Raw genomic sequence first — 23,505 nt, 5'->3', positions numbered from 1 at the left:
TATTAAAAGAATGAACGTAGATAAAAAAGTAGCTTTTTACACTTTAGGATGTAAATTAAATTTTTCTGAAACTTCAACTATTGCTAGAAATTTTGTTTCTGAAGGTTTTGAACGTGTTGAATTTGATGAAAAAGCAGCTATATATGTAATTAATACATGTTCGGTTACTGACAATGCTGATAAACGTTTTAAATCGATTGTAAAATCAGCTTTAAAACAAAATGAAGATGCTTTTATAATTGGTGTTGGTTGCTATGCGCAATTAAAACCAGAAGAATTAGCCAATGTTAATGGTGTAGATTTAGTTTTAGGTGCTACCGAAAAATTTAACGTTACTAGTTACATCAACGATTTAACTAAAAATGATATTGGCGAAGTACATTCGTGCGAAATTGAAGAAGCTGATTCTTATGTTGGTGCCTATTCTATTGGCGATCGTACCCGTGCTTTTTTAAAAGTACAAGATGGTTGTGATTATAAATGTACGTATTGTACAATTCCGTTAGCACGAGGAATTTCTAGATCTGATACTTTAGAGAACGTTTTAAAAAATGCCAAAGAAATATCAGAAAGAGGAATTAAAGAAATCGTTTTAACAGGTGTAAATATTGGCGATTACGGTAAAGGTGAGTTTGGTAACAAAAAACACGAACACACTTTCTTAGAATTGGTTAAAGAATTAGATAAAGTTGACGGTATTCAACGTTTGCGAATATCGTCTATCGAACCAAATTTATTAAAAGACGAAACGATCGATTTTGTTTCTAAATCTAACACTTTTGTTCCGCATTTCCACATTCCATTGCAATCCGGATCTGACGAATTGTTAAAAAAGATGAAGCGTCGTTATTTAACACAAACCTACACAAATAGAGTTACTAGAATAAAAGAAGTAATGCCAAATTCTTGTATTGGTGTAGATGTAATTGTTGGTTTTCCTGGTGAAACAGATGAATTATTTTTAGAAACCTACAACTATTTAAACGAAATGGATATTTCGTATTTACATGTATTTACCTATTCTGAAAGACCAAATACAGAAGCTGTTAATATGGATGGAGTAGTAGCCAAAAATGTACGTGCAAAACGAAGTAAAATGTTACGTGGCTTATCTGTTAAAAAACGTAGGGCTTTTTATGAAACTCAAATAGGCAATACATTAACGGTACTTTTTGAAAGTGAAAATAAAGAAGGCTATATTCACGGATTTACACAGAATTATGTAAAAGTAAAAACACCTTGGAATCCGGAATTGGTAAACACACTACACACTGTTTCCTTAACCGAAATTGACGAGGATGGTTTAGTTCGTTTTAACTTTGTTAAAAACGAAGTTATTACTTAAATTGTGAATGGTTTTTTATCTACTTTAAAATAAAATTATGAAATACGCACTAATATTATTTTTCGCTTTAACTTTAGCTTGTAGCGTTCCTAAAACAGAATTTAAAAAAGAGTCTATACCTATCGAGAAAGAAATAGTGGTAGAAAAAACAATTGAAAAGCCTAAAGTACTAGAAAGCGAACCAATTAAAGAGAACACTCTTGTAAATATTCGAAAAACGCCTTGTCTTGGAGACTGTGCCGTTTACAATGTTACTATTGATAAAAAAGGTAATGTTATATTTAACGGAATCGAATATGTGCTTGAAAAAGGAATTCATAAGTTTAAACTTTCTGATAAAGATTTCAAAAAACTTAATGATATGTTTAATACAAATGGTTTTGACTCGTTTAAAACTGTTTATGATAACACTAATATCTCTGATTTACCAAGCACATTTATAACCCATAACAATAAACAAGTAAAAATTCGTTTGTGGAAAGATATTCCTGATGAATTAATTAATATTCACGAGTATATTGAGGAACTTTTATTAGACAAGAACCTTATTGAATAATGGTAAAAACTCATGTATATTTTGTACCGGGTTTAGCTGCAAACACCAAAATATTTGAACACATTTCTTTGCCTGAAAAAAAAGTTCAACTTCATTTTATAGACTGGTTATTACCTACATCCATAAATGAAAGTATTGAAGAGTATGCCGCTCGAATGTGCCAAACTATTAAACACAAAAACGCTATATTAGTTGGTGTTTCTTTTGGAGGAATAGTGGTGCAAGAAATGAGTAAAATTATTCCTTGTAAAAAAGTAATTATTATTTCTAGTATCAAAAGTAATAAAGAACTTCCTAAGCGTTTAAAATTAGCGCAAATAACTGGAGTATATAAACTTTTCCCTTCAAAAATAATAGCGAATATCGAAAGTTACGAACATTATTTTTTTAACGACTATCTAAAAAAAAGAGCAGAATTGTATAAAATATATTTATCGATAAGAGATAAAAAATATTTACAATGGTCTATATACAACGTATTGCATTGGCAACAAAAAGAACCATTGAAAAATACAATTCATATACATGGCAATGATGATGAAGTTTTTCCTGCAAAGCATATAAAAAATTATATTAAAATAGAAAAAGGAACTCATATTATGATTTTAAATAAAGCAAAAACTATTTCTAAAATATTAGAAAAGGAATGCTTTTTGATTGATTAAAGATCTTAATAAATTCTAATTAAAAAATTAAAAGAAAATGAATAAATCCGTACGTTTTTTATCACTACTAACAATTGTGTTTGTTGCTATTTTATTTACAAATACAATAAGCCAATCCAATGAACCTCTTGTTAAGAACGTAGCAGAGAGCTATCAAATTAAAGCTGTAAAACTCCCTAAAAACATGGAGTTAGCTGGTGAACGTGTGCCTTTAGAAAAAGCAGACATTAAAGAACGTATGGATCGTGAACTACTTGTAAATACTTATTGGCAATCAAACGGATTACTGCTAATAAAACGTGCAAACAAATACTTTCCGGTTCTAGAACCTTTATTAGCTAAACATGGTTTACCTGATGATTTTAAATTTTTAGCTTTGGCTGAAAGTGCATTTATTGATGAAACTTCTTCTGTAGGTGCGGCCGGAATGTGGCATTTTATGAAAAGTACTGGTCGTGAATACGGTTTAGAAATTAACGATAATGTAGATGAACGCTATAATATAGAAAAATCGACTGAAGTAGCTGCAGAATATTTAAAGAAAGCATATAGTCGCTTTAATTCTTGGACTCTTGCTACTGCCGCTTATAACGCTGGTAATCATGGCGTAGGAAGAAGATTAGAAGAACAAAATGTAACTAGTTATTACGACGTTTTATTGCCTGATGAAACAGAACGTTATGTATTTAGAATCTTAGCTTTAAAAGAAATAATTTCGAATCCTGAGAAGTATGGTTTTGAATTTGATAAAGAAGATTTATACACTTTACCATCTACCTACTCAGTTAAAGTAGACACTGCTATTACCAATATAGCTTTATTTGCTAAAAAGTACGGTACCACCTATAAAGACCTTAAACTACACAACTCTTGGTTAAGAGAAAATAAACTAAATAATAAAAGCGGTAAATTATACGAAATTAAAATTCCTAACTAACAAATGAAAAAAGTACTTCCCTTTTTATATATTGTAATTGGGCTATTTATTTTAATAGCAACATTCTCTCAATTTTTTAAAGATCTAGATAGCTATAGAGTTCTTTTAAGTTTCAGAACCGAAAATAAGTACATATTCTTACTTGTAAGAGTCTTATTTGCAAGTTGGTTTTTAATAGACGGAATAAAGAGATTGAAAAATATCAAAGAAGATTAGAGTACTCTAATCTTCTTTGATATTTTTTACCCTTCCTACAATTCCTGATTCTAATTGTACTTTAATTCCATGAGGATGATTTGCTGAGTTTGTTAAAATTCTACTTACAATACCTATCGTTAACTCGCCTGACCTTTGGTGATTTTTTTGGACAACCTCAACCTCTGCACCTATACGAATGTGATTTCTATTTCTACCGTCTTTCATTTAAAATATTTTCATTAAAATAAGAAAGCCTATCAATTAATTGATAGGCTTGTCTTTAAAAAGTTTACTCTGGTAATAATATATATTATAATACTCTTACGTTTACAGCGTTTAATCCTTTTTTTCCATCTTGTAAGTCAAACTCAACCTCATCGTTTTCACGAATTTCATCGATTAATCCTGAAACATGTACAAAATGCTCTTTGTTGTTTCCTTCTTCTGTGATAAATCCAAATCCTTTTGATTCGTTGAAGAATTTTACGGTACCTTTATTCATAATAAAAAATTAATTGTTGCTCGCTTAAGTGCTAACAACGTTTATTGTACTGCAAATGTAATGCCAAATATCTAAACTTAGCCTAAATAATTGATTTTATTACAATTAAAAAAATATTTCTTAAAAATCACCTATAACAAACAGCTATTTTTACAGGTGTTTAAAACATATTAAACACAAAAAAAGCTTATCAATAATTGATAGGCTTTTTATTAAAAAGTTTACTCTGGTAATAATATATTATAATACTCTTACGTTTACAGCGTTTAATCCTTTTCTTCCATCTTGTAATTCGAATTCAACTTCGTCGTTTTCACGAACTTCGTCAATTAATCCTGATACATGTACAAAATGTTCTTTGTTGTTTCCTTCTTCTGTGATAAATCCGAATCCTTTTGATTCATTGAAGAATTTTACGATACCTTTATTCATTATAAAAAATTATGTGTCGCTAACTTAAGTGCTAGCTATGTTTATTAAAGTGCAAATGTACTATCAAAAAACGTAATAAAAAATATTTTTTTTAATAAAAAAAACTCGATTTACATGAAATAAATCGAAGGTTTTCTTTATAAACATTGACGTTAATCAAACTTTGTATCCATTTTAACGTAATCTAAAAACTCACGCTTAGTATCTTTCTCTTTAAATTTACCGCCAAATTCGGCTGTAACAGTACTACTTTCTATATCTTTTATACCTCTTGAGTTTACACATAAATGTTTTGCATCAATAATACAAGCTACATCTTGTGTTCCTAAAGCATCTTGCATTGCCTGAACTATTTGCATTGTTAAACGCTCTTGTACTTGCGGTCTTTTAGAAAAATACTCCACAATACGATTCATTTTAGACAACCCAATTACTTTTCCGTCAGAAATATAAGCAACATGTGCACGACCAATTATAGGTAATAAATGATGCTCGCAGGTAGAATATACAACGATATTCTTTTCTACTAACATTTCACCATAATTGTAATTATTATCAAACGTAGATGCTTTTGGCATATTTGCAGGGTTTAAACCCATAAATATTTCATTTACAAATGCTTTAGCTACACGTTTAGGTGTACCTTGCATACTATCGTCTGTTAAATCCATTCCTAAAGTGATTAAAATATCTTTAACACTTTCTTGAATTTTCTCTATTTTTTCTTCATCAGAAATATCAAAAGCATCCGCACGTATTGGTGATTCTGCCGATGTACTTATGTGGTTCTCTCCTATCTCTTCTATTCTCTCGTCATTCATTTTGTTGCTACTCACTTCAAACATTTCTTTCAATTATTAAGGCGCAAATTTACAAATTAGTTGTTAATTTACTGTACTTTACTTATCAATTCATCTAAAGAACAAGTAGTTTGCTCTCCGTTTACCATATCTTTTAAAACAAACATATTGTTTTCAATAGTAGTTACCACAAATTGTATGTCTCTACTACCAACGTATTTCCATTGTTTTTTCTCTTGTTTATTACTCGTTGCCGTATCAGGATACAACTCTGATTTTATGTTATACTCTCTTAATTTTTTAATGGCTTTGATCTTCGATAGATTTTCTGCTTCATCAAAATTTAAAAATAACACTCTTGGTTTTGGCAACTCAACCTCTTCAAATAAGTTTAACTCTTCCATTACCAAGTAAATTCTGTCTAATCCGAAAGAAATACCTACACCACTTACATCCTTTAATCCGAAGATTCCTGTTAAATCGTCATAACGACCTCCGCCACCAATAGATCCCATTTTTACACCTTCTGGCGGTGCTACTTCATAAATGGCACCTGTGTAATAATTTAATCCGCGAGCTAAAGTTACATCTAACGCTAACGAAGCAGATGCCAACCCAATTTCTTCTATCATCTCTACAACAGTACGTAATTCTTGTACCCCTGCCAATCCTTCTTCTGAAGTTTGTAACATTTCTTGCAAAGAAGCTAACTTTTCTTGATTACTTCCTGAAAAATTAAATAACGGATCTACTTTTACAATAGCATCTTCAGAAATTCCTTTTTCAAGCATTTCTTTTACAACACCTTCTTTACCTATTTTATCTAATTTATCTAAAGCAACCGTAAAATCGATTAGTTTATCTTTTGCGCCAATTACCTCAGCAATACCAGATAATATTTTTCTGTTGTTGATTTTTATAGTCGCACCATTTAAACCTAACTTACTAAAAACAGTGTCGTATAACTGTACAAATTCTACTTCTTGCAATAAAGATTTACTCCCTACTACGTCCGCATCACATTGATAAAACTCTCTAAAACGTCCTTTTTGTGGACGATCGGCTCTCCAAACTGGTTGAATCTGGTATCTTTTAAAAGGAAACGTAATATCGTTTTGATGTTGCACCACATAACGTGCAAATGGCACTGTTAAATCGTAACGTAAGGCTTTTTCAGATATTTTTGAAGTTGTTTTAAGGCTATTTTTTTCTGTTAATAAAACTTCGTCTACCTTTTTTAAGTAATCACCAGAATTTAAAATTTTAAAAATTAAACGATCTCCTTCTTCTCCATACTTACCCATTAAAGTTGATGAATTTTCGAAACTTGGTGTTTCGATAGGCTGGAATCCGAAATTTTCAAACGCGTGTTTGATCGTATTAAATATATAATTTCTTTTTGCTACTTCGTTTGATGAAAAGTCTCTGGTTCCCTTTGGGATTGATGGTTTCATAGTTAATTATGAATTGTAGGTTATAAGTCGTGAGATTTTCTCAAAATCTAAAACCTTTAATTTTTAAACGTTTGTTTTGTGTTACTTAAAAGTAAGCTTTCATAAGAGCGAGATACTTAATCCAACTTCGTTGGCAAATATCTGAATTTATAGGCGAATTATAAAGCTTTATTTATTCGTTTTAATCGATAAATAGCTGCATTTAACTCAAAGCCTAAAAGCAATATAATTGCGTTTAACCACACAAACAACATTAGTATTAATAATGTTCCTATCGCACCATATAATTGATTATAAGTTGCAAAGTTTGTCACATAAACACCGAATATATAAAATGTAAATAATGATAACACTGTAGTTAATATTGCTCCAGGCGAAAAGAACCTTACTTCCCTTCCTTGTTTGGTTCCGAAACGAAATAATATCGAAACAATTGTAAAAATCATTATTAAAAAAAGCAAACTTCTTCCCCAATAAAAAAAATCTAAATCACTAGTTTCTAACCAACCTATATTGTTAATGCGAGCTAGTGCTAGTTGATAAAAAATAATAGCAACTACGGTTATTATTAAAAAGAAAGACATTAATAAAGAAACTCCTAATGACACGATATAAGTAGCAAACACATTTCTAAATTCGGTAACATGGTAAGAATATTCAAAACCACCAAAAATGGCATTTACCCCGTTGGTCATAAGAAAAATAGATGCTAAAAAACCAAAAGATAACAAACCTCCGTATTGATTGTTTATGATGTCTTTTAATACCAAATCTACAGCCTCAAAAGTTTCTGGAGGCAATAGATCTTGTATTAACCAAAAGAGATTATCCTGAAATCCTTCAATTGGAATATAGGGAATTAACGATAAGATAAATAACATAAAAGGAAAGATTGCCATAAAAAAACTAAAAGCAATTCCTCCTGCCCTTGATGTTAAGGCTCCTTTAACAATACCAATAATATACATTTCTAGCACATCATATAAAGACATACCTTGTAGCATTGGAATTTTAATTTTCTTTCCAAAAACTACTAGTAGATTTAATACTGGTATTTTTTCTAAATTATCCTCTATCTGTTTTGTCATTTATTAAATTTCACAGGATTTAAAATTCTTATTTAATTAATATTATAAAATATATTAATGCTTTATAGTACTTATTGTGTCTTGTTATTTAAATGCAAATTTACACTTGATAAATCACAAAAAAATTGAACCTCAGATTACCCTACAACAATATTATATTTTTGCAACAATCCAATCACATTTTCTTTACTAAACTTTGCTCCTTTTAACTTATTTTCTTCAGGGTTTATTGAGAAATTAAAGGCGGTTTCAAAATCTACCTTTTCTAATATTGAGCGATCAAATATGGCGCTTTTTAAATCGCATGTATCAAAAAATGAATTTGTAATATCAGTTTCTGTAAAATCAACTTCTTGCAAATTACAATTTACAAATTTTGTGTTTGGTATTTTTAACTTATAAAATGATGAGAAATTTAATTGACAGTCTTTAAAACTAAACTGCAATAAAAACGAATCACATTCATTAAATTTTACACCAATCATTTTACATTTCACAAAAGAAGCCTCTTTAAAAGCCGTATTTGTTACAATGGCATTACTAAAATTACAATCGATAAATTCACATTCTACAAACTGAATATTTGAGGCATGTACGTTCTCGAAATTACAATCCGTGAACGTACAATTATCATATTCTCCTTTTTTGATTTTTATTTCGTTAAAATCAATTTTTGTAAATGTTTCGCTATCGAAGTAATCTTTCATTTGAAAATAATCTTAGGGTGTTTATGAGTACTAAAAATATCTCGATACAAATTTATTCGTTCCTCATAATTTACTCGATGTGACAGCCTCACAATTGTAAATATTATTTTTTTCAAAACACTGAGTAAAAATATTGGTAAAAACTCATTCATTACTTAAGGTTTACAAGATGTAACAACCAAACTATTGTAATCCTCTAGCTTTTAACATTGGTGCCGCTTTTGGATCTCTTCCTGCAAAAGTATTATACATTTTCGCGTAATTCATCGTGTTTCCTTTTGATAAAACTTGTTCGCGGAATTTCTGTCCGTTTTCACGCGTTAACAATCCGTTATCTTTAAACCAATCGTACGCATCGTGACTTAACATTTCTGTCCATAAATACGAATAATAACCAGCCGCGTAACCGCCACTAAAAATATGTGCAAAATATGTAGAACGATATCTTGGCGGAACTTCTGCTATTTTTAATTGCATCATTTTTAAGGCATCTTCTTCAAAATTAGCAACGTCTTCAATCTTTTCATCCGCAGAAATAGTATGCCAATTCATATCTAAACTAGAAGAACATAGGTTTTCAATCATTGAATATCCTTGATTAAAAGTTCCGGCATCTTTAATTTTCTGTAATAAATCAGCAGGTATTACTTCTCCTGTTTTATAATGCACTGCATAATTATTTAAAATCTCTGGATGAGTTGACCAGTTTTCGTTAAACTGAGATGGAAACTCAACAAAATCTCTCGCTGTACTTGTTCCTGAAATTGATGCATATTGTTGATTACCGAATAAACCGTGTAATGCATGTCCGAATTCATGAAACATCGTTTCTACCTCTCCAAAACTAATTAAAGCTGGCTCACCTGCTACTGGCTTAGGCGAATTACATACATTGTAAATTACTGGTTTTTGATTACGTAACTTCGATTGTTTTACGAAAGCACTCATCCAAGCGCCACCACGTTTACTATCTCTTGCAAAGAAATCTCCATAATACAAGCCTAACTTAGATCCGTCTTCTTCAAAAATTTCATACACCACAACATCAGAATGGTAAACCGGAATATCTGTACGTTTTTTAAATGTAATTCCGTACAACTTAGTAGCTGCATAAAAAACACCTTTCTCTAATACATTTGTTACTTCAAAATAAGGTTTTACGTCCTCTTCATTTAAATTATATTTAGATTTACGTACTTTCTCTGCATAATGATTCCAATCGTAAGCCGCTAATTTAAAATCGTTTTCTTCTTTTTTAATTTCAGCCTGAATTTCTTTAGTTTCTGAAGCAACTTTATCTAAAGCACCCGGAATTAATCCACTAAACATTTTAAAAACCTCATCTGGTGTTCCTGCCATTGTTCCTTGTAAGCTCCAACTTGCATAGTTTTTAAAACCTAAAATCTGTGCTTTTTTTGCTCGTAAAGCAACCATTTTTTTAACCAACTTACTTGTATCGTATTCGCCTGCGTCTGATCTGTGAATAGATTTTTCGAATAATTCTTTACGAACCTCTCTGTTTTCTAAAGTTTGTAATGATGGTTGTTGACTTGTATTAATTAACTGTATTTCATATTTACCGTCTTTATTTAACGTCTTAATTTTTTCTTCAGAAAATCCTTTTAACTTTTGTTTATCAGTAATAACAACACCTCCTTTTTTGCTTGCATCTAATAATTTTTTACCAAAATCATTTGCCAAGCTTGCTATTTCTGAGTTAATTTCTTTTAACTTCTCTTTTTTATCTTCTGATAAATCAGCCCCTGCTTTAGAAAAATTCTTATAATATTCTTTTATCAAATGTTTAGATTCAGCATCTAATTGTATACTATCTACATTATTATAAACAGTTTTAATTTTAGCAAACAATGCGGTGTTTAATAAAATATCATCATTGTGTTTAGAGAATTTTGGCGCTAATTCTTTTTGAATTTCTTTAATTGTGTCATTTGTATTAGCACCTGCTAATCCATAAAAAACAGCAGTAACTCCATCTAAAGTTTTACTACTTTCTTCTAAAATTAAAATGGTATTTTTAAAAGTTGCTGCCTCTGTATTTTCAACAATTTCTTTAATTGTTTCATTTTGCAATTTCATACCTTCCAAAATAGCAGGCATAAAATGTTCATTTTTTATTTTAGTAAAATCTGGCGCACCATAATCCAATGTGCTTTTAACTAATAACGGATTTTCTACAGCCATATTCGTATTTGTTTCTTTTTTAGTTTCTTTCGTATTACATGAAATTGCCAATACTAAAGTTGCTACTATAATTATATGTTTTTTCATTTTGATAAAATTAAATTAATCAACTGCTTTTAAACTTAAATCTAAATTATAAACCGAATGTGTTAAGGCGCCTGATGATATGAAATCTACACCGCACTCAGCATAATCACGAATTGTTTCTTCATTAATTCCGCCAGAAGATTCTGTTAAGCAAGTATCACCTATTAATGCAACCGCTTTACGAGTATCGTCATAATTAAAATTATCTATTAAAATACGATACACTCCTTCGTTCAATAAAATTTCTTTAATTTCTTCTAAACTACGCGCCTCTACTATAATTTTAATACCTAACCCTTTTTCTGCTAAATATTTTTTTGTTTTCGTAATTGCCTGTGTAATTCCACCTGCAAAATCGATATGATTGTCTTTTATCATTACCATATCATACAATGCAAACCGGTGGTTTTCTCCGCCACCAATTTTAACTGCCCATTTTTCTATAGCACGAATACCTGGCGTTGTTTTACGAGTGTCTAAAACTTTTGTTTTTGTTCCTTCTAATAAATTAGCGAAAAACTTCGTTTTCGTTGCAATGGCACTCATACGTTGCATTGCGTTTAACACCAAACGTTCTGCCATTAAAATAGATTGTGATTTTCCTGACACATAAAAAACAATATCCCCGTACTTTACTTCATCTCCATCGTTTAACAATGTTTCTATTTGCAGATCTGCATCAACATAATTAAAAACCATTTTGGCAAATTCTACTCCAGCTATAATTCCGTCATCTTTTACCAATAATTTTGCTTTACCAGTAGCATCCGAAGGAATACAAGAAAGTGATGTATGATCTCCATCGCCAATATCTTCGCGAATAGCATTAGCAATAATTAAATCTAGCTCTTTATTAAATTGTTCTTTTGATATCATGTTTTCAATAATTCTGACGTAAAAATACTAATTCGTAGTGCATAATTCATAATTTTACCCCATGAAAATAAAACTAATAGCCATTGGTAAAACTGATGATAAAAATTTGATTCAGTTGATCGATAATTATCAAAACAGATTAAAACATTATGTTAAGTTTGAACTAGAGGTTATACCTGACATTAAAAATGTTAAAAATCTTAGTGAATCTCAGCAAAAAGAAAAAGAAGGTGAATTGATTTTGGCGAAGCTTCAAAACACCGATCAACTTGTTTTATTAGATGATAAAGGAAAACATTTTACATCTGTTGAGTTCTCTAAATATCTACAAAAAAAGATGAATTCAGGTATTAAGCAATTAGTTTTGCTTATTGGTGGTCCTTACGGATTTTCGGAAGCTGTATACAAAAAAGCAAACGGAAAGCTATCTTTATCTAAAATGACTTTTTCGCATCAAATGATTCGTTTATTTATTGTTGAACAGATTTACAGAGGTTTCACGATTCTTAAGAATGAGCCCTATCATCATGAATAATTAGGCTGCTTTATTTTACGAACAAAGTTCTTTAAAAAACAGTTATTATTTTATTTAAAATTTTGTAATTTTGTCGCCCCAAAAAAAAGTGTATTAAATTTACAATAAATAAATCAAAATGAAAACATTAAAATTTTTATTAGCCTCTATTTTCTTTATCTGTTTTGTTAGTTTACAACAAGTAAATGCTCAAAACGAAATTAAATTATTAAAATCACAAGTAGAAGACAAAAAAGATCAAATTGATGCTAACGAAGAAGTTTTAGTTAGCGGAGTTAAGGCTTTAAAGCGTGTAACTGCTAATTTAGAAGATTTTAAAAAAGGTAAAAACGTAACTAAAGAAGAAGTTAAAAGAAAAGAAAAAATTATTGCAAGTTTACAAAGTAGATTAACAAGGTTAAATGCTCAAATAGACAAGCAGAAAAGCGACCTAGCTACAATTGAGAGAAAATTAGAAAGAAAAACTAAAAAGAGTTCTCCAGATGAAGCAAAGCCCGTTAAAGAAGAAGAAACTGTTGAAACTGTTGTAGACAACAGTGTAAATAATACTGTAAGTGAATTAGCATTACGTAAGCAACAATTAGAAAATGCTCGTGTAAAACTAGAAAACGATCGTAAAGCTAAAGAGATTGCTTATTTAAAGCAACAAGAATCTTTACGTTTAGAGGCTGAGAAGTTAAAGCAATTAGATAATCAAATTAAAGCTGAAGAAAAATCTATCGTTAAAGAAAAAGGAACTTTAATTAGTGATTATGAAGATGACATTAGTATAAATGAAGAGATTTTAACTAGTGGTAGAGAAGGTTTAGCTAGAATGAATGCTAAATTAGAAAAAGCTAAAAAAGACCCATCTACTTCTAAAGAAAGTATAGCACGTAAAGAAGCTATTATAATTAAAATTAAAGATCGTTTAATAAAAATACAAGAAGAAATTAACGCTAAAAAATTAGAGTTAAGTAAATTAAAAGCATAAAAAAATTAATTATTTCTTTTAAAAAGTCGAAATTTAGATACATCTAAATTTCGACTTTTTTTTGTTTGATTTATTATTTTTTCACTAACCTATAAATAACAATTATCTCTACAATGGTTGTTGGTATTAATAAAAAAGCGCCCACACCTGCTAAAAAAAGTGTAACTAAACAAACACCTAATGCTATCTCTAAAACGCCATTAACCTGAATTAAAGTACCTAATTTAGTTTTTAATTTCAGTAAGCTAGCTCCGAATATTATTTGAATTATTCCAAAAATTAGTAACTCAACAACAGTTACTGTAATTATCAATCCATCAGTAGAATTTATTAAAAAAACATCATACAATTCTGCTAAAACGTATGCTAACATAAAAATGTAAACAATAATTTCTAATAACTTATATGAATACAGTTTTGCTATTTTTAAAAACCCCCTAAAAAACATTACAAATGTTATTGAAGAAATTATTTTAATACCTGTATATGCTACTACACCAGTATAAATTTCGCCTTCAATATAACTATATACATCTATCGTTGTTTCAATAAAGCCAAACACAAGATATATAATTCCAAAAACCCAAGCTAAGTTTAACACTTTTCTATCATGGATGTTAATTTCTATATCATTTGCAAAACTACTTATATCAAAATCTGCTTCTAACGCTTCTAATATTGTTTTTATAGTAAAACTTCTAGGAGTGGTTTCTCCGGATTCTATTCTTTGAATCGTACGCACATTGATATTACATTTTTCTACTAGTTCTTCTTGAGTTAAACCTTTTTGCTTTCTTAATTCAGATATTTTCTTTCCTAATGCTGGTTGTTTCATAATAAGTAAATTTTTATTTTCCATACAATGTTACTTTAGCTTTTCTTTTTTATAAAACATTTTAATTGATTTTAACCCGACATTTACACGACGTTCCTTTATTAACAATACCTACAGAGATTTGTTCTTTTGATAAAAACAAAAATATTAATTACAAAGATGATAAAAAACAATACATTTGTTTACATTAAAAATTGATTAATGAAACTTGTTTTTGCCACAAATAATCTAAACAAACTAGCGGAAGTTAAAAAAATGCTTCCTAAAAACATTGAGCTGTTATCTTTAAACGATATTCAATGTTTTGATGATATTGAAGAAACTGCAATCACTTTAGATGCTAACGCAAAAATAAAAGCAAATCATGTTACCAATAAATTCAATTTTAATTGTTTTGCTGATGATACCGGTCTGGAAGTTGAAAGTTTAAACGGAGCCCCAGGTGTGTATTCTGCTCGTTATGCAGGTGAACCAAGTAATTCAGAAAACAATATGCAAAAATTGTTAACTGAGTTAAACGGAAAAGAAAATAGAACAGCACAATTTAGAACTTCAATATGCTTGAATTTAAACGGTAAACAGTTTTTATTCAATGGCGTTTGCAAGGGGGAAATTCTGCCTAAAAAGCAAGGAGAGAAAGGATTTGGATACGATCCTATTTTTCAACCTGAAGGATTTAAGCAATCATTTGCAGAGATGAGTTCTGAAGAAAAAAACACTATTAGTCACCGTGGATTAGCAATTAAAAAATTAGTTGAATTTTTAAAATCAATTAACTAATTGAAGTCTTCTAAAAAACACTCCAAATATTTTATTTTCTTATCAGTTATACTGGTTTTTTTCTTGTTCTTAAATATTAGTTTAGGCTCTGTATCAATTCCTATTGATGATATTTTTAACGTATTAACTGGTGGTGTTGCTTCTAAAGACAGTTGGCAAACCATTATTTTAAATTTCCGACTACCTAAAGCTGTTACAGCAATTATGGTTGGTTCTGGTTTATCAATCTGCGGATTGTTAATGCAAACCTTATTCCGAAACCCATTAGCGGGCCCTTTTGTTTTAGGTATCTCTTCGGGTGCTAGCTTAGGTGTAGCCTTACTTATTTTGGGTTCTGGCTTATTTGGCGGTATTTTTGTTTCAATCGCTTTTTCTAATTGGGCATTAGCAATCGCCGCTAGTTTAGGTTCTTTCTTTGTATTATTTGCTGTAATTATCGCAGCCAACAAAGTTAGAAACACCATGTCTATATTAATTATAGGTTTAATGTTTGGCTCGTTAACATCAGCAGTAATAAGTGTTTTATCTTACTTTAGTGAAGCCAAACAAATTCAACAATACATGTTTTGGAGTTTTGGTAGCTTAGGTAACTTAACTTGGACAGAACTTACTGTTTTCGGAATTATTTATAGCATTGGTATTTTAGGCACGTTTAGTATTATAAAACCTTTAAATAGTTTTTTGTTAGGTGAAAATTATGCAAAAAGTTTAGGAATCAATATTAAAAAAAATAGAAATATTATTTTATTAATCACCAGTTTATTAACCGGTGTTATTACTGCTTTTTCGGGTCCAATTGCTTTTATCGGTTTAGCAGTTCCTCATATTTCTAAAATGATTTTTTCTACCTCTAACCATAAAACACTTTTACCAGCAACAGCTCTTATAGGTGCAATAGTATTACTAATTTGCGATGCTATTGCTCAGCTACCTACAAGCGAGTTTACTTTACCTATAAATGCAATCACGTCTTTATTTGGTGCTCCTGTAGTTATTTGGTTGTTGGTACGAAAAAAGAAAATATATGTATAAATTTGACTGATTCTAAAAAACATATCGTTCTTAATATTGAAAACCTGGCAATAGGTTATCAAACAAAAAAACAACAAACTGTAATTGCTTCTGATATTACTTTTTCTGTAGAAAAAGGAAAATTTGTAGCTTTATTGGGTAAAAACGGTATTGGAAAATCTACCTTACTACGCACACTTTCTAAAGTTCAAAAGCCGTTAAGTGGAAGCATAAAAATTAATCAAAAAAGTATTTCCGATTATTCGCATCACGAACTAGCTACTTCTTTAAGTTTGGTTTTAACAGAGCGCTTACCTCAAAGCCAGTTAACGGTTTTCGAATTAATCGCCTTAGGACGTCAGCCATATACTAATTGGATAGATAAATTATCAGCCAAAGACCTCAAAAAAATTCTTTGGGCAATTGAACAAACAGCAATTGAGCATTTAAAAGATAAACGTTTTTATGAACTAAGTGATGGGCAACTACAACGTGTTCTTATCGCTCGTGCATTGGCTCAAGATACTGACATCATTATTTTAGATGAACCAACTGCTCATTTAGATATTCATCATACCATTAAAATATTCTCACTCTTAAAACAGTTAGTCGAAAAAACAGGAAAAACTATTGTTATTTCTACTCACGAAGTAAACCTTGCTATTCAGTTAGCTGATGAGTTTATTTTACTTTCTGAAAATAAAATTTATAGCGGAACATCTAAAGAATTAATCAATCAAAATGCTTTTGAGCAATTATTTCCTAAAGAATTGATAAGTTTTAACAAAACATTAGAACAATTCGTCATAAAGAAAAATTAAATTTGAATTTCTGTAACATTTCGTTACTTTTAGATACTAATCAAACCAAAATCTTAATTAAATATTAATGAAAAAACTACTTTATTTAGCAAGTGCTTTTGCATTTGTAGCTTGTGGAGCAAGTAAAGATACCGCTAGCACCGAAACTAATGACACTACGATAGATTATGCAGCGAAATATGCAAAAACTATCACAGCTAAAGATTTAGGAAAACATTTATTTATATATGCTTCTGATGAATTTGAAGGTCGTAACACTGGTGAGCCTGGTCAGAAAAAAGCAGTTAATTATTTAAGAGACTTTTATAAAAGCGAAGGAATTATATCTCCTTTAGGAAATGATAACTATTTTCAAAAAGTTCCTTCAGCCTACTTAAGTAATAATCGTAGAGGAATGAAGTTAAATGATTCTGAAAACGTTGTTGCTTTTATCAAAGGAACAGAAAAACCAGAGGAGATTTTAGTAATTTCTGCACACTTAGACCATGAAGGTGTAAAAAACGGAAAAATATATAATGGCGCTGATGATGATGGTTCTGGTACTGTTGCCATTTTAGAAATTGCTGAAGCTTTTAAACAAGCTTATAACGAAGGTAAAAAACCAAAGCGTTCTATTTTATTTTTACATGTTACAGGTGAAGAAAAAGGTTTATTAGGTTCTAAGTATTATACTGAAAACCCTATTTTCCCTTTAGCGAATACTGTTACTAATTTAAATATTGATATGATTGGTAGAGTTGATGACCGTCATAAAGGAAATCCTAATTATGTATATTTAATTGGTGCTGATAAGTTAAGTACTGAGTTACATGACATTTCTGAAGCAATGAACAATAAATACACAAATGTAGCTTTAGACTATAAATATAACGACGAAAAAGATCCGAATCGTTACTACTATCGTTCTGACCACTATAATTTTGCAAAGAATAACATTCCTGTTATTTTCTATTTTAACGGTACACACGATGATTACCACCAACCAACAGATACTCCTGATAAGATTAATTACGAAATGTTAGAAAACAGAACTCGTTTGGTTTTTCATACAGCATGGGAACTTGCAAATCGCGAGAATCGTGTAGTTGTTGATAAAGGGGAAACTACAAAGTAAAAAACATATTTTAGTATAAAAAACTCATCAATTTGGTGAGTTTTTTTGTATCTTTTAATTACATCTAAAAGATACAGAAACCAATATATTTCACTTAAAAAACAATAATGGAAAATTTAACGAATAAAAAAGCCCTCATAACCGGAGCTAGTAGAGGTTTAGGAAAAGCCACCGCTATTGCTTTTGCAAAAAAAGGGATAAATGTTGCCATTACTGGTAGAAACGAAAAACGACTGCTTAGTACAGTTGCCGAAATAAAAACATATGGTGTTGAGGCAACTTATGCCATCTTTGATGTTAGCAATTACAACGAAGTTCAAAAAGGGATAAAAGAGATTATAAATACATTTGGCACTGTTGATATTTTAGTAAATAATGCGGGTATTGCTGCTTTTGGTTCGCTGAACGAAATGCCCGTTGAAGATTGGACACAAATTATACAAACCAATTTAATGGGAATGTATTATGTTACCAAAGAAGTTTTACCTTATTTAATTGAAAAAAATGAAGGTGATATTATTAATATTTCTTCTACTGCCGGATTAAGTGGTAATGCAACCACTTCAGCTTATTCTGCTTCTAAATTTGCAGTAATCGGAATGTCGGAATCATTAATGAAAGAGGTTCGTAAAAACAATATTAGAGTTTGTACACTTACACCTAGTACTATTGCGTCAGATATGTCTTTAGAATTAGGTATTACAGACGGAAATCCAGAAAAAATACTACAACCTGAAGATTTTGCTGAATTGATTGTCGCTGGCTTAACCTTACCTAGAAGAGCCATGCTTAAAGGCGCTTCTTTATGGTCTACAAATCCATAATTTACACAATGCGTTTCCTTTTTTATAAAGGAAACGCATTTTTTAATTCAGTCCATTTTTTAGGTTGATAAAAACAACCTCATCAATTACTTCTTCTAAAAAGGTAATTGCTTTTTTACTTCTTATTCCTGATTTACAATACACAACTAGAGGTTTATCAATATGTAACTCTTTAAATCGATTTTGTAATTGTCCTAAAGGAATATGCTGTCCGTTTATATGATGTTGTTCGCGCTCCCAATTTTCACGCACATCTAATAAATTATATTTCGGTAAATTCTTTTGAAGTTCCTCAAAAGTAATTTCATTCTTAACTGCTTTTATTCCGCAGAAAAAATCATAATCTTTTTCTAATGCTGTAACCGCTATATTGGTTGATTTCTGAAATTTCAAAATCATTTGACGCATAGTCAACGTATCATACATCAATAATTTATTGGCTAAAACCTCTCCTATTTCGCAAATTATCTTAATAGTTTCATTCGCTTGCAAACTACCAATAATCCCTGGTAAAACACCTAAAACTCCAATTTCAGAACAGTTTGGAGACTCATCTGGTTTTGGTGGTGTCGGATATAAACATCTATACGTAGCACTTCCTTGATAATTAAATACACTAACCTGCCCTTCAAACTTAAAAATAGCGCCGTACACCAATGGTTTTTTGGTAATTACAGCGGCATCGTTTGTTAAATAACGGGTAGAAAAATTATCACTTCCATCTACAATAACATCATATTTTTCAAACAAAGAAATGGCATTTTTGTTGGTTAATTTTTCTTTATATACTTTAAAGTTTACAAACGGATTTAACCTAGATAATCGCTTTGCAGCTGTTTCAGCCTTCGACAAGCCAATATCATCAATGGTATATAAAATTTGACGCTGCAAATTACTTTGATCAATAATATCGTCATCTATAATTCCGATTGTTCCAACACCTGCTGCTGTTAAATACTGTAATACAGGGCAACCCAATCCGCCAGCACCAATCACCAAAACTTTTGCTTGCTTTAATTTTAATTGACCTGTTTCTCCTATTTTATCTAAAATAAGATGACGATTATATTGTTTTTGTTCTTCGTTGGTTAAATTCATTATTTTTCTATTGACTCAAAATGTGCCCAATCTTTCCAAACGACTTCTAAACCTTTATCTTTTAACATTTTTACCACTTCCGCTGTGCTTCGTTCATCAGAAATTTCAAACTGTTCTAACGATTGTGGCTCTACGGTATAACCTCCGGGATTCGTTTTAGATTCTGCGCTGATTGATGTAGCTCCTAAATTAACAATATTATTTCTAAAAATTTCACTTTCTCTGGTAGACATCGACAGTTCTACATCTTCATCAAGTAAACGAAAAGCACAAATTAACTGCACCAAATCTGTATCAGTCATCTCTACTTTTGGCTCTAATCCGCCAGAATGTGGTCGTAACCTTGGAAAAGAAATAGAGTACTTCGTTTTCCAATACGTTTTTTGTAAATATTTTAAATGCAAGGCTGTAAAAAAACTATCGGCACGCCAATCTTCTAATCCGAATAAAGCACCTAAACCTATTTTATGAATCCCTGCTTTTCCTAATCTGTCTGGTGTATCTAAACGATAATTAAAATTAGATTTTTTTCCCTTCGGATGATGTTTCTTATACTCATCTCTATGATACGTTTCTTGATAAACTAATACAGCATACAATCCTGCTTCAATTAACGATTCGTATTCATCCTGATCTAAAGGTTGTACTTCAATCGTAATATTTGAAAACTGCGAACGAATTAATTCAATTGCATTTTTTATATATGCAACACCAACTGTTCTATTAGCTTCACCTGTGACTAACAAAATATGATCGTACCCTTTTTCTTTTAAAAAAGCGACTTCTTTTAATATTTCAGTATCAGTTAACGTACGTCTGGGTATTTTGTTGGTCATGCTAAAGCCGCAATACGTACAAATATTCTGACATTCGTTACTCAAATACATGGGCGCATACATTTGTATAGTATTGCCAAATCGTTTTTTAGTAAGCAAACTACTTTTCTGAGCTAATTGCTCGATATACGGTCGCGCAGCAGGAGATATTAACGCTTTAAAATCTTCTAAATCGATTTTATCTTTAATTAAAGCACTCTCAACCTCAACCGCTGTTTTATTGAAAATACTTTTTAAAGTATCTTCCCAATTATAAGTATCAAAAAGTTCTTTAAAATTACTCATAATTTAATTTTTTAATGCTGTTATCGTCATTGCGAATGAAATAAAATAGAATGGAGCAATCTGCATACTATTGTAAACGATTACTTCGTCGTGCCTCCTCGTAATTACATTAATTTAAAAACGATGTTAACGGACTACTTGCTGCGGCTTGTTTTTGAACAGGTGCTAGTTTTGCCTCATAAGCCATTCTACCTGCTTCAACTGCCATTTTAAATGCTCTTGCCATTGCTACTGGGTTTTTAGAAACGGCTATTGCAGTATTTACTAAAACGGCATCCGCACCTAATTCCATTGCATAGGCAGCGTGCGATGGTGCGCCAATACCAGCATCTACAATTACAGGAACGTTAGATTGTTCGATAATAATTTCTAAAAAATCTTGTGTTCGTAATCCTTTATTACTTCCTATCGGAGCACCTAATGGCATTACACATTGTGTTCCTACATCTTCTAAACGCTTGCATAAAACAGGATCAGCATGAATATAAGGCATTACCACAAAACCAAGTTTTACTAACTCTTCTGCTGCCTTTAAAGTTTCAATAGCATCTGGTAATAAATATCGTGGATCTGGGTGAATTTCAAGTTTTACCCAATTCGTACCTAATGCTTCTCTAGATAATTCTGCCGCAAACACCGCTTCTTTTGCTGTTCTTACTCCAGATGTATTAGGTAATAAATTAATATGCGCATGGTTTAAATGCGTTAAAATATCATCATTTTCATCTTTAACATCAACTCTTTTTAAAGCAACGGTAATTAATTCACTTTCGGATGCTAATAAAGAAGCACTCATTAATTCTGAAGAACTAAACTTTCCTGTTCCTGTGAATAATCTTGAGTTAAATTCTTTATCTGCTATTTTTAATATGTTATTCATTCTTTCTCTTTAAACTACTTATCGTCCATTTTATACACTTGCTCTTGTGTACTTGGTGCACTTAAAATTTTATGAAAAACAGGAATACTTGTAAAATCATTGGTAATTGCTCCCGACGCTGCAACGCCATAAATACCTGAATGTACAATTACTGCAACATCATCTAAAGTAATACCACCAATAGCAATTATTGGCGTTTCAGTATGCAGTGCTGTTAGTATTTTTTTGTAACCTTCTATTCCTAAAACCGGACTTAAATCCTTCTTAGTTTCTGTGAAACGAAAAGGCCCTAAACCTATATAATCTACTTTTTTTTCTAATAGCTTTTTACAATCTTCTAGCGTATTTGCTGTTCCACCAATGCTATAAAACTTACCTAAATATTCACGAACTTTTAAAGGACAAGTATCTGAAGCTCCTAAATGAACACCATCTGCATTTACTTCTTTTGCTACTTTATAATGATCGTTTATAATTAATCGTGTTTGAAAATGACTTGTAATTTCTCTCGCCTCTTTAGCTGTTTCTAACAACGTTTTCGGATCTGTTTTTTTTAATCGCAGCTGTACCCACTCTACTCCCGAAGCACATGCTTTTTGAATATTATCTAAATGATCTTTAGGTGTTTCTCCTTGTGTTATATACTGTAATTTACTTATCATTTTATTTATAATTATGAGTTCCTAAGAAGGAATCGTTCGAGTTTAAAAATTGTTCTGTATATCGTTTTGTATTTTTACTGGCATCTTCTAAAGAAAATTCTAAGGCTAAGTTAGCCGCTAATGCGGATGATAAAACACAACCACTTCCGTGTTTTTCGAAAACAGTATTTGCAATGGGCGGAATATTTAGTTTTACAATTTTACTATAATACACTTCATCCCATCCTTTTTTATCTTTTCTGTGCCCGCCTTTTAAATAGATATTTGTTTTTTCGGATATAAAATCAATTGTTTCTTCGATATTTTTATTCGGAAAAAGGGCTTTTATCTCTTCGTAATTGGGTGTTACAAAATCACAGAAATTTAATACTTTTTCTAAAGTTTCTAAATTTTGATTTGCATGAAAATTAAATCCTGCGCTAGCTTTTAAAACTGGGTCTAAAACTATTTTTATCTTCGGATTTAATCGCTTTAATGTTTGAATTACTTCTAATAAAACTTCCCAAGATTCTATAATTCCAATTTTTACTGCGGATATTGAAAATCGTTCAAACAGTGTTGTTATTTGCGAAAGAATAACTTCTTTTCCAATCCAAACACAACTTTTAAAATCAATATCATTTTGAATAGTTACGGCTGTACATACTGATATTCCGTATAAACCATGCGCTTCAAATGTTTTTATATCTGAAGTGATGCCCGCGCCACTTGACGGATCTATACCTGCAATGGTTAGTATGTAGTTGTTTTTACTCAAAATGCTATTTTTTTATTTTGATTCTGATAACAATAGTTAATATAAAAATGTTCTCGATACTTTTTTATTCCGTTATCACTTCATAAAAACACCAGAACTGACACTTAGTTCTCGACTGCACTCGAACTGACAAATCAATAAAATTATTTTATCCTGTCTTTTTAATAACAACCTTTTATTTGTCATTGCGAATGAAATAAAGCAATCTATTTTTCTCTAACAGATTACATCATCGTTTACTTCTC

The 23,505-nt window shown here is 30.6% G+C and carries 26 protein-coding genes; 11 read left to right on the top strand and 15 right to left on the bottom strand.

Annotation, left to right across the window (positions count from 1 at the left end; genetic code table 11):
• Positions 1-10: 10 nt before the first annotated feature.
• From mtaB to AC28QF_RS09565, 4 genes are read left to right on the top strand one after another with little or no spacing between them, the layout of a single operon-like run.
• On the top strand, positions 11-1,345 hold the full coding sequence (gene mtaB / locus AC28QF_RS09580) for a tRNA (N(6)-L-threonylcarbamoyladenosine(37)-C(2))-methylthiotransferase MtaB (protein WP_488201560.1): 1,335 nt from the start codon (positions 11-13) through the stop codon (positions 1,343-1,345).
• Between the two features lie 37 nt (positions 1,346-1,382).
• Positions 1,383-1,901, top strand: a complete 519-nt coding sequence (locus tag AC28QF_RS09575) for a DUF6438 domain-containing protein (protein WP_488201561.1) — start codon at positions 1,383-1,385, stop codon at positions 1,899-1,901.
• Positions 1,901-2,566, top strand: a complete 666-nt coding sequence (locus tag AC28QF_RS09570) for an alpha/beta hydrolase family protein (RefSeq protein ID WP_488201562.1) — start codon at positions 1,901-1,903, stop codon at positions 2,564-2,566. The genes AC28QF_RS09575 and AC28QF_RS09570 overlap by 1 nt, the downstream gene beginning before the upstream one ends.
• Before the next feature lie 37 nt (positions 2,567-2,603).
• Positions 2,604-3,503, top strand: a complete 900-nt coding sequence (locus AC28QF_RS09565; protein ID WP_488201563.1) for a lytic transglycosylase domain-containing protein — start codon at positions 2,604-2,606, stop codon at positions 3,501-3,503.
• Between the two features lie 222 nt (positions 3,504-3,725).
• Here AC28QF_RS09565 and AC28QF_RS09560 read toward each other — a convergent pair whose 3' ends face one another.
• The 9 genes from AC28QF_RS09560 to nadC form a co-directional block, all read right to left on the bottom strand.
• On the bottom strand, positions 3,726-3,926 hold the full coding sequence (locus AC28QF_RS09560; protein WP_488201564.1) for a YwbE family protein: 201 nt from the start codon (positions 3,924-3,926) through the stop codon (positions 3,726-3,728).
• A gap of 85 nt (positions 3,927-4,011) precedes the next feature.
• Positions 4,012-4,203, bottom strand: a complete 192-nt coding sequence (locus tag AC28QF_RS09555; protein WP_218771141.1) for a cold-shock protein — start codon at positions 4,201-4,203, stop codon at positions 4,012-4,014.
• Positions 4,204-4,443: 240 nt separating this feature from the next.
• Complete coding sequence (locus AC28QF_RS09550; protein ID WP_218771143.1) at positions 4,444-4,635, bottom strand: cold-shock protein; 192 nt, start codon at positions 4,633-4,635, stop codon at positions 4,444-4,446.
• A 152-nt stretch (positions 4,636-4,787) separates the two neighbouring features.
• Positions 4,788-5,456, bottom strand: a complete 669-nt coding sequence (gene folE, locus AC28QF_RS09545) for a GTP cyclohydrolase I FolE (RefSeq protein ID WP_488201565.1) — start codon at positions 5,454-5,456, stop codon at positions 4,788-4,790.
• 68 nt (positions 5,457-5,524) lie between these two features.
• Complete coding sequence (gene hisS, locus AC28QF_RS09540; protein ID WP_488201566.1) at positions 5,525-6,889, bottom strand: histidine--tRNA ligase; 1,365 nt, start codon at positions 6,887-6,889, stop codon at positions 5,525-5,527.
• 158 nt (positions 6,890-7,047) lie between these two features.
• Positions 7,048-7,977: a YihY/virulence factor BrkB family protein gene (locus tag AC28QF_RS09535; protein WP_488201567.1), complete on the bottom strand. Its 930-nt coding sequence runs from the start codon at positions 7,975-7,977 to the stop codon at positions 7,048-7,050.
• A gap of 137 nt (positions 7,978-8,114) precedes the next feature.
• Positions 8,115-8,684 (bottom strand): pentapeptide repeat-containing protein, encoded by a 570-nt coding sequence (locus AC28QF_RS09530; protein WP_488201568.1) that lies wholly within the window; start codon positions 8,682-8,684, stop codon positions 8,115-8,117.
• 183 nt (positions 8,685-8,867) lie between these two features.
• On the bottom strand, positions 8,868-10,973 hold the full coding sequence (locus AC28QF_RS09525) for a M3 family metallopeptidase (RefSeq protein WP_488201569.1): 2,106 nt from the start codon (positions 10,971-10,973) through the stop codon (positions 8,868-8,870).
• A gap of 15 nt (positions 10,974-10,988) precedes the next feature.
• Positions 10,989-11,849, bottom strand: a complete 861-nt coding sequence (gene nadC, locus AC28QF_RS09520) for a carboxylating nicotinate-nucleotide diphosphorylase (protein WP_488201570.1) — start codon at positions 11,847-11,849, stop codon at positions 10,989-10,991.
• Positions 11,850-11,910: 61 nt separating this feature from the next.
• On the opposite strand from nadC, the gene rlmH reads away from it, so the two are divergent.
• Complete coding sequence (gene rlmH / locus AC28QF_RS09515; protein WP_488201571.1) at positions 11,911-12,384, top strand: 23S rRNA (pseudouridine(1915)-N(3))-methyltransferase RlmH; 474 nt, start codon at positions 11,911-11,913, stop codon at positions 12,382-12,384.
• Positions 12,385-12,502: 118 nt separating this feature from the next.
• A complete protein-coding gene (locus AC28QF_RS09510) occupies positions 12,503-13,357 on the top strand; it encodes a hypothetical protein (protein ID WP_488201572.1) in 855 nt (284 codons plus the stop codon).
• Between the two features lie 73 nt (positions 13,358-13,430).
• On the opposite strand, the gene AC28QF_RS09505 is transcribed toward AC28QF_RS09510, so the two are convergent.
• Entirely contained in the window at positions 13,431-14,192 is a 762-nt protein-coding gene (locus AC28QF_RS09505) for a helix-turn-helix domain-containing protein (protein ID WP_488201573.1), read from the bottom strand.
• Positions 14,193-14,393: 201 nt separating this feature from the next.
• On the opposite strand from AC28QF_RS09505, the gene AC28QF_RS09500 reads away from it, so the two are divergent.
• From AC28QF_RS09500 to AC28QF_RS09480, 5 genes are all read left to right on the top strand, one after another.
• Entirely contained in the window at positions 14,394-14,972 is a 579-nt protein-coding gene (locus AC28QF_RS09500) for a non-canonical purine NTP diphosphatase (RefSeq protein WP_488201574.1), read from the top strand.
• Entirely contained in the window at positions 14,973-16,004 is a 1,032-nt protein-coding gene (locus tag AC28QF_RS09495) for a FecCD family ABC transporter permease (RefSeq protein ID WP_488201575.1), read from the top strand.
• Positions 16,005-16,006: 2 nt separating this feature from the next.
• Positions 16,007-16,804 (top strand): ABC transporter ATP-binding protein, encoded by a 798-nt coding sequence (locus tag AC28QF_RS09490; RefSeq protein WP_488201576.1) that lies wholly within the window; start codon positions 16,007-16,009, stop codon positions 16,802-16,804.
• Between the two features lie 67 nt (positions 16,805-16,871).
• A complete protein-coding gene (locus tag AC28QF_RS09485; RefSeq protein WP_488201577.1) occupies positions 16,872-17,918 on the top strand; it encodes a M28 family metallopeptidase in 1,047 nt (348 codons plus the stop codon).
• Positions 17,919-18,025: 107 nt separating this feature from the next.
• Positions 18,026-18,742 (top strand): 3-ketoacyl-ACP reductase, encoded by a 717-nt coding sequence (locus AC28QF_RS09480; protein ID WP_488201578.1) that lies wholly within the window; start codon positions 18,026-18,028, stop codon positions 18,740-18,742.
• Between the two features lie 42 nt (positions 18,743-18,784).
• Here the strand turns inward: AC28QF_RS09480 and moeB are convergent, their stop codons facing one another.
• The 5 genes from moeB to AC28QF_RS09455 form a co-directional block, all read right to left on the bottom strand.
• Positions 18,785-19,840 (bottom strand): molybdopterin-synthase adenylyltransferase MoeB, encoded by a 1,056-nt coding sequence (moeB, locus tag AC28QF_RS09475; RefSeq protein ID WP_488201579.1) that lies wholly within the window; start codon positions 19,838-19,840, stop codon positions 18,785-18,787.
• Positions 19,840-20,961, bottom strand: a complete 1,122-nt coding sequence (thiH, locus tag AC28QF_RS09470) for a 2-iminoacetate synthase ThiH (RefSeq protein ID WP_488201580.1) — start codon at positions 20,959-20,961, stop codon at positions 19,840-19,842. The genes moeB and thiH overlap by 1 nt, the downstream gene beginning before the upstream one ends.
• Positions 20,962-21,070: 109 nt before the next feature.
• Complete coding sequence (locus AC28QF_RS09465; protein WP_488201581.1) at positions 21,071-21,841, bottom strand: thiazole synthase; 771 nt, start codon at positions 21,839-21,841, stop codon at positions 21,071-21,073.
• A gap of 14 nt (positions 21,842-21,855) precedes the next feature.
• Complete coding sequence (thiE, locus tag AC28QF_RS09460) at positions 21,856-22,503, bottom strand: thiamine phosphate synthase (RefSeq protein WP_488201582.1); 648 nt, start codon at positions 22,501-22,503, stop codon at positions 21,856-21,858.
• Position 22,504: 1 nt separating this feature from the next.
• The gene (locus AC28QF_RS09455; protein WP_488201583.1) at positions 22,505-23,260 is read right to left on the bottom strand and encodes a hydroxymethylpyrimidine/phosphomethylpyrimidine kinase; all 756 of its coding nucleotides are present in this window, start codon (positions 23,258-23,260) and stop codon (positions 22,505-22,507) included.
• Positions 23,261-23,505: the final 245 nt, after the last annotated feature.

Source organism: Tenacibaculum sp. M1.3A (assembly GCF_057732375.1).
This window is presented reverse-complemented; position numbering and strand designations above follow the sequence as displayed.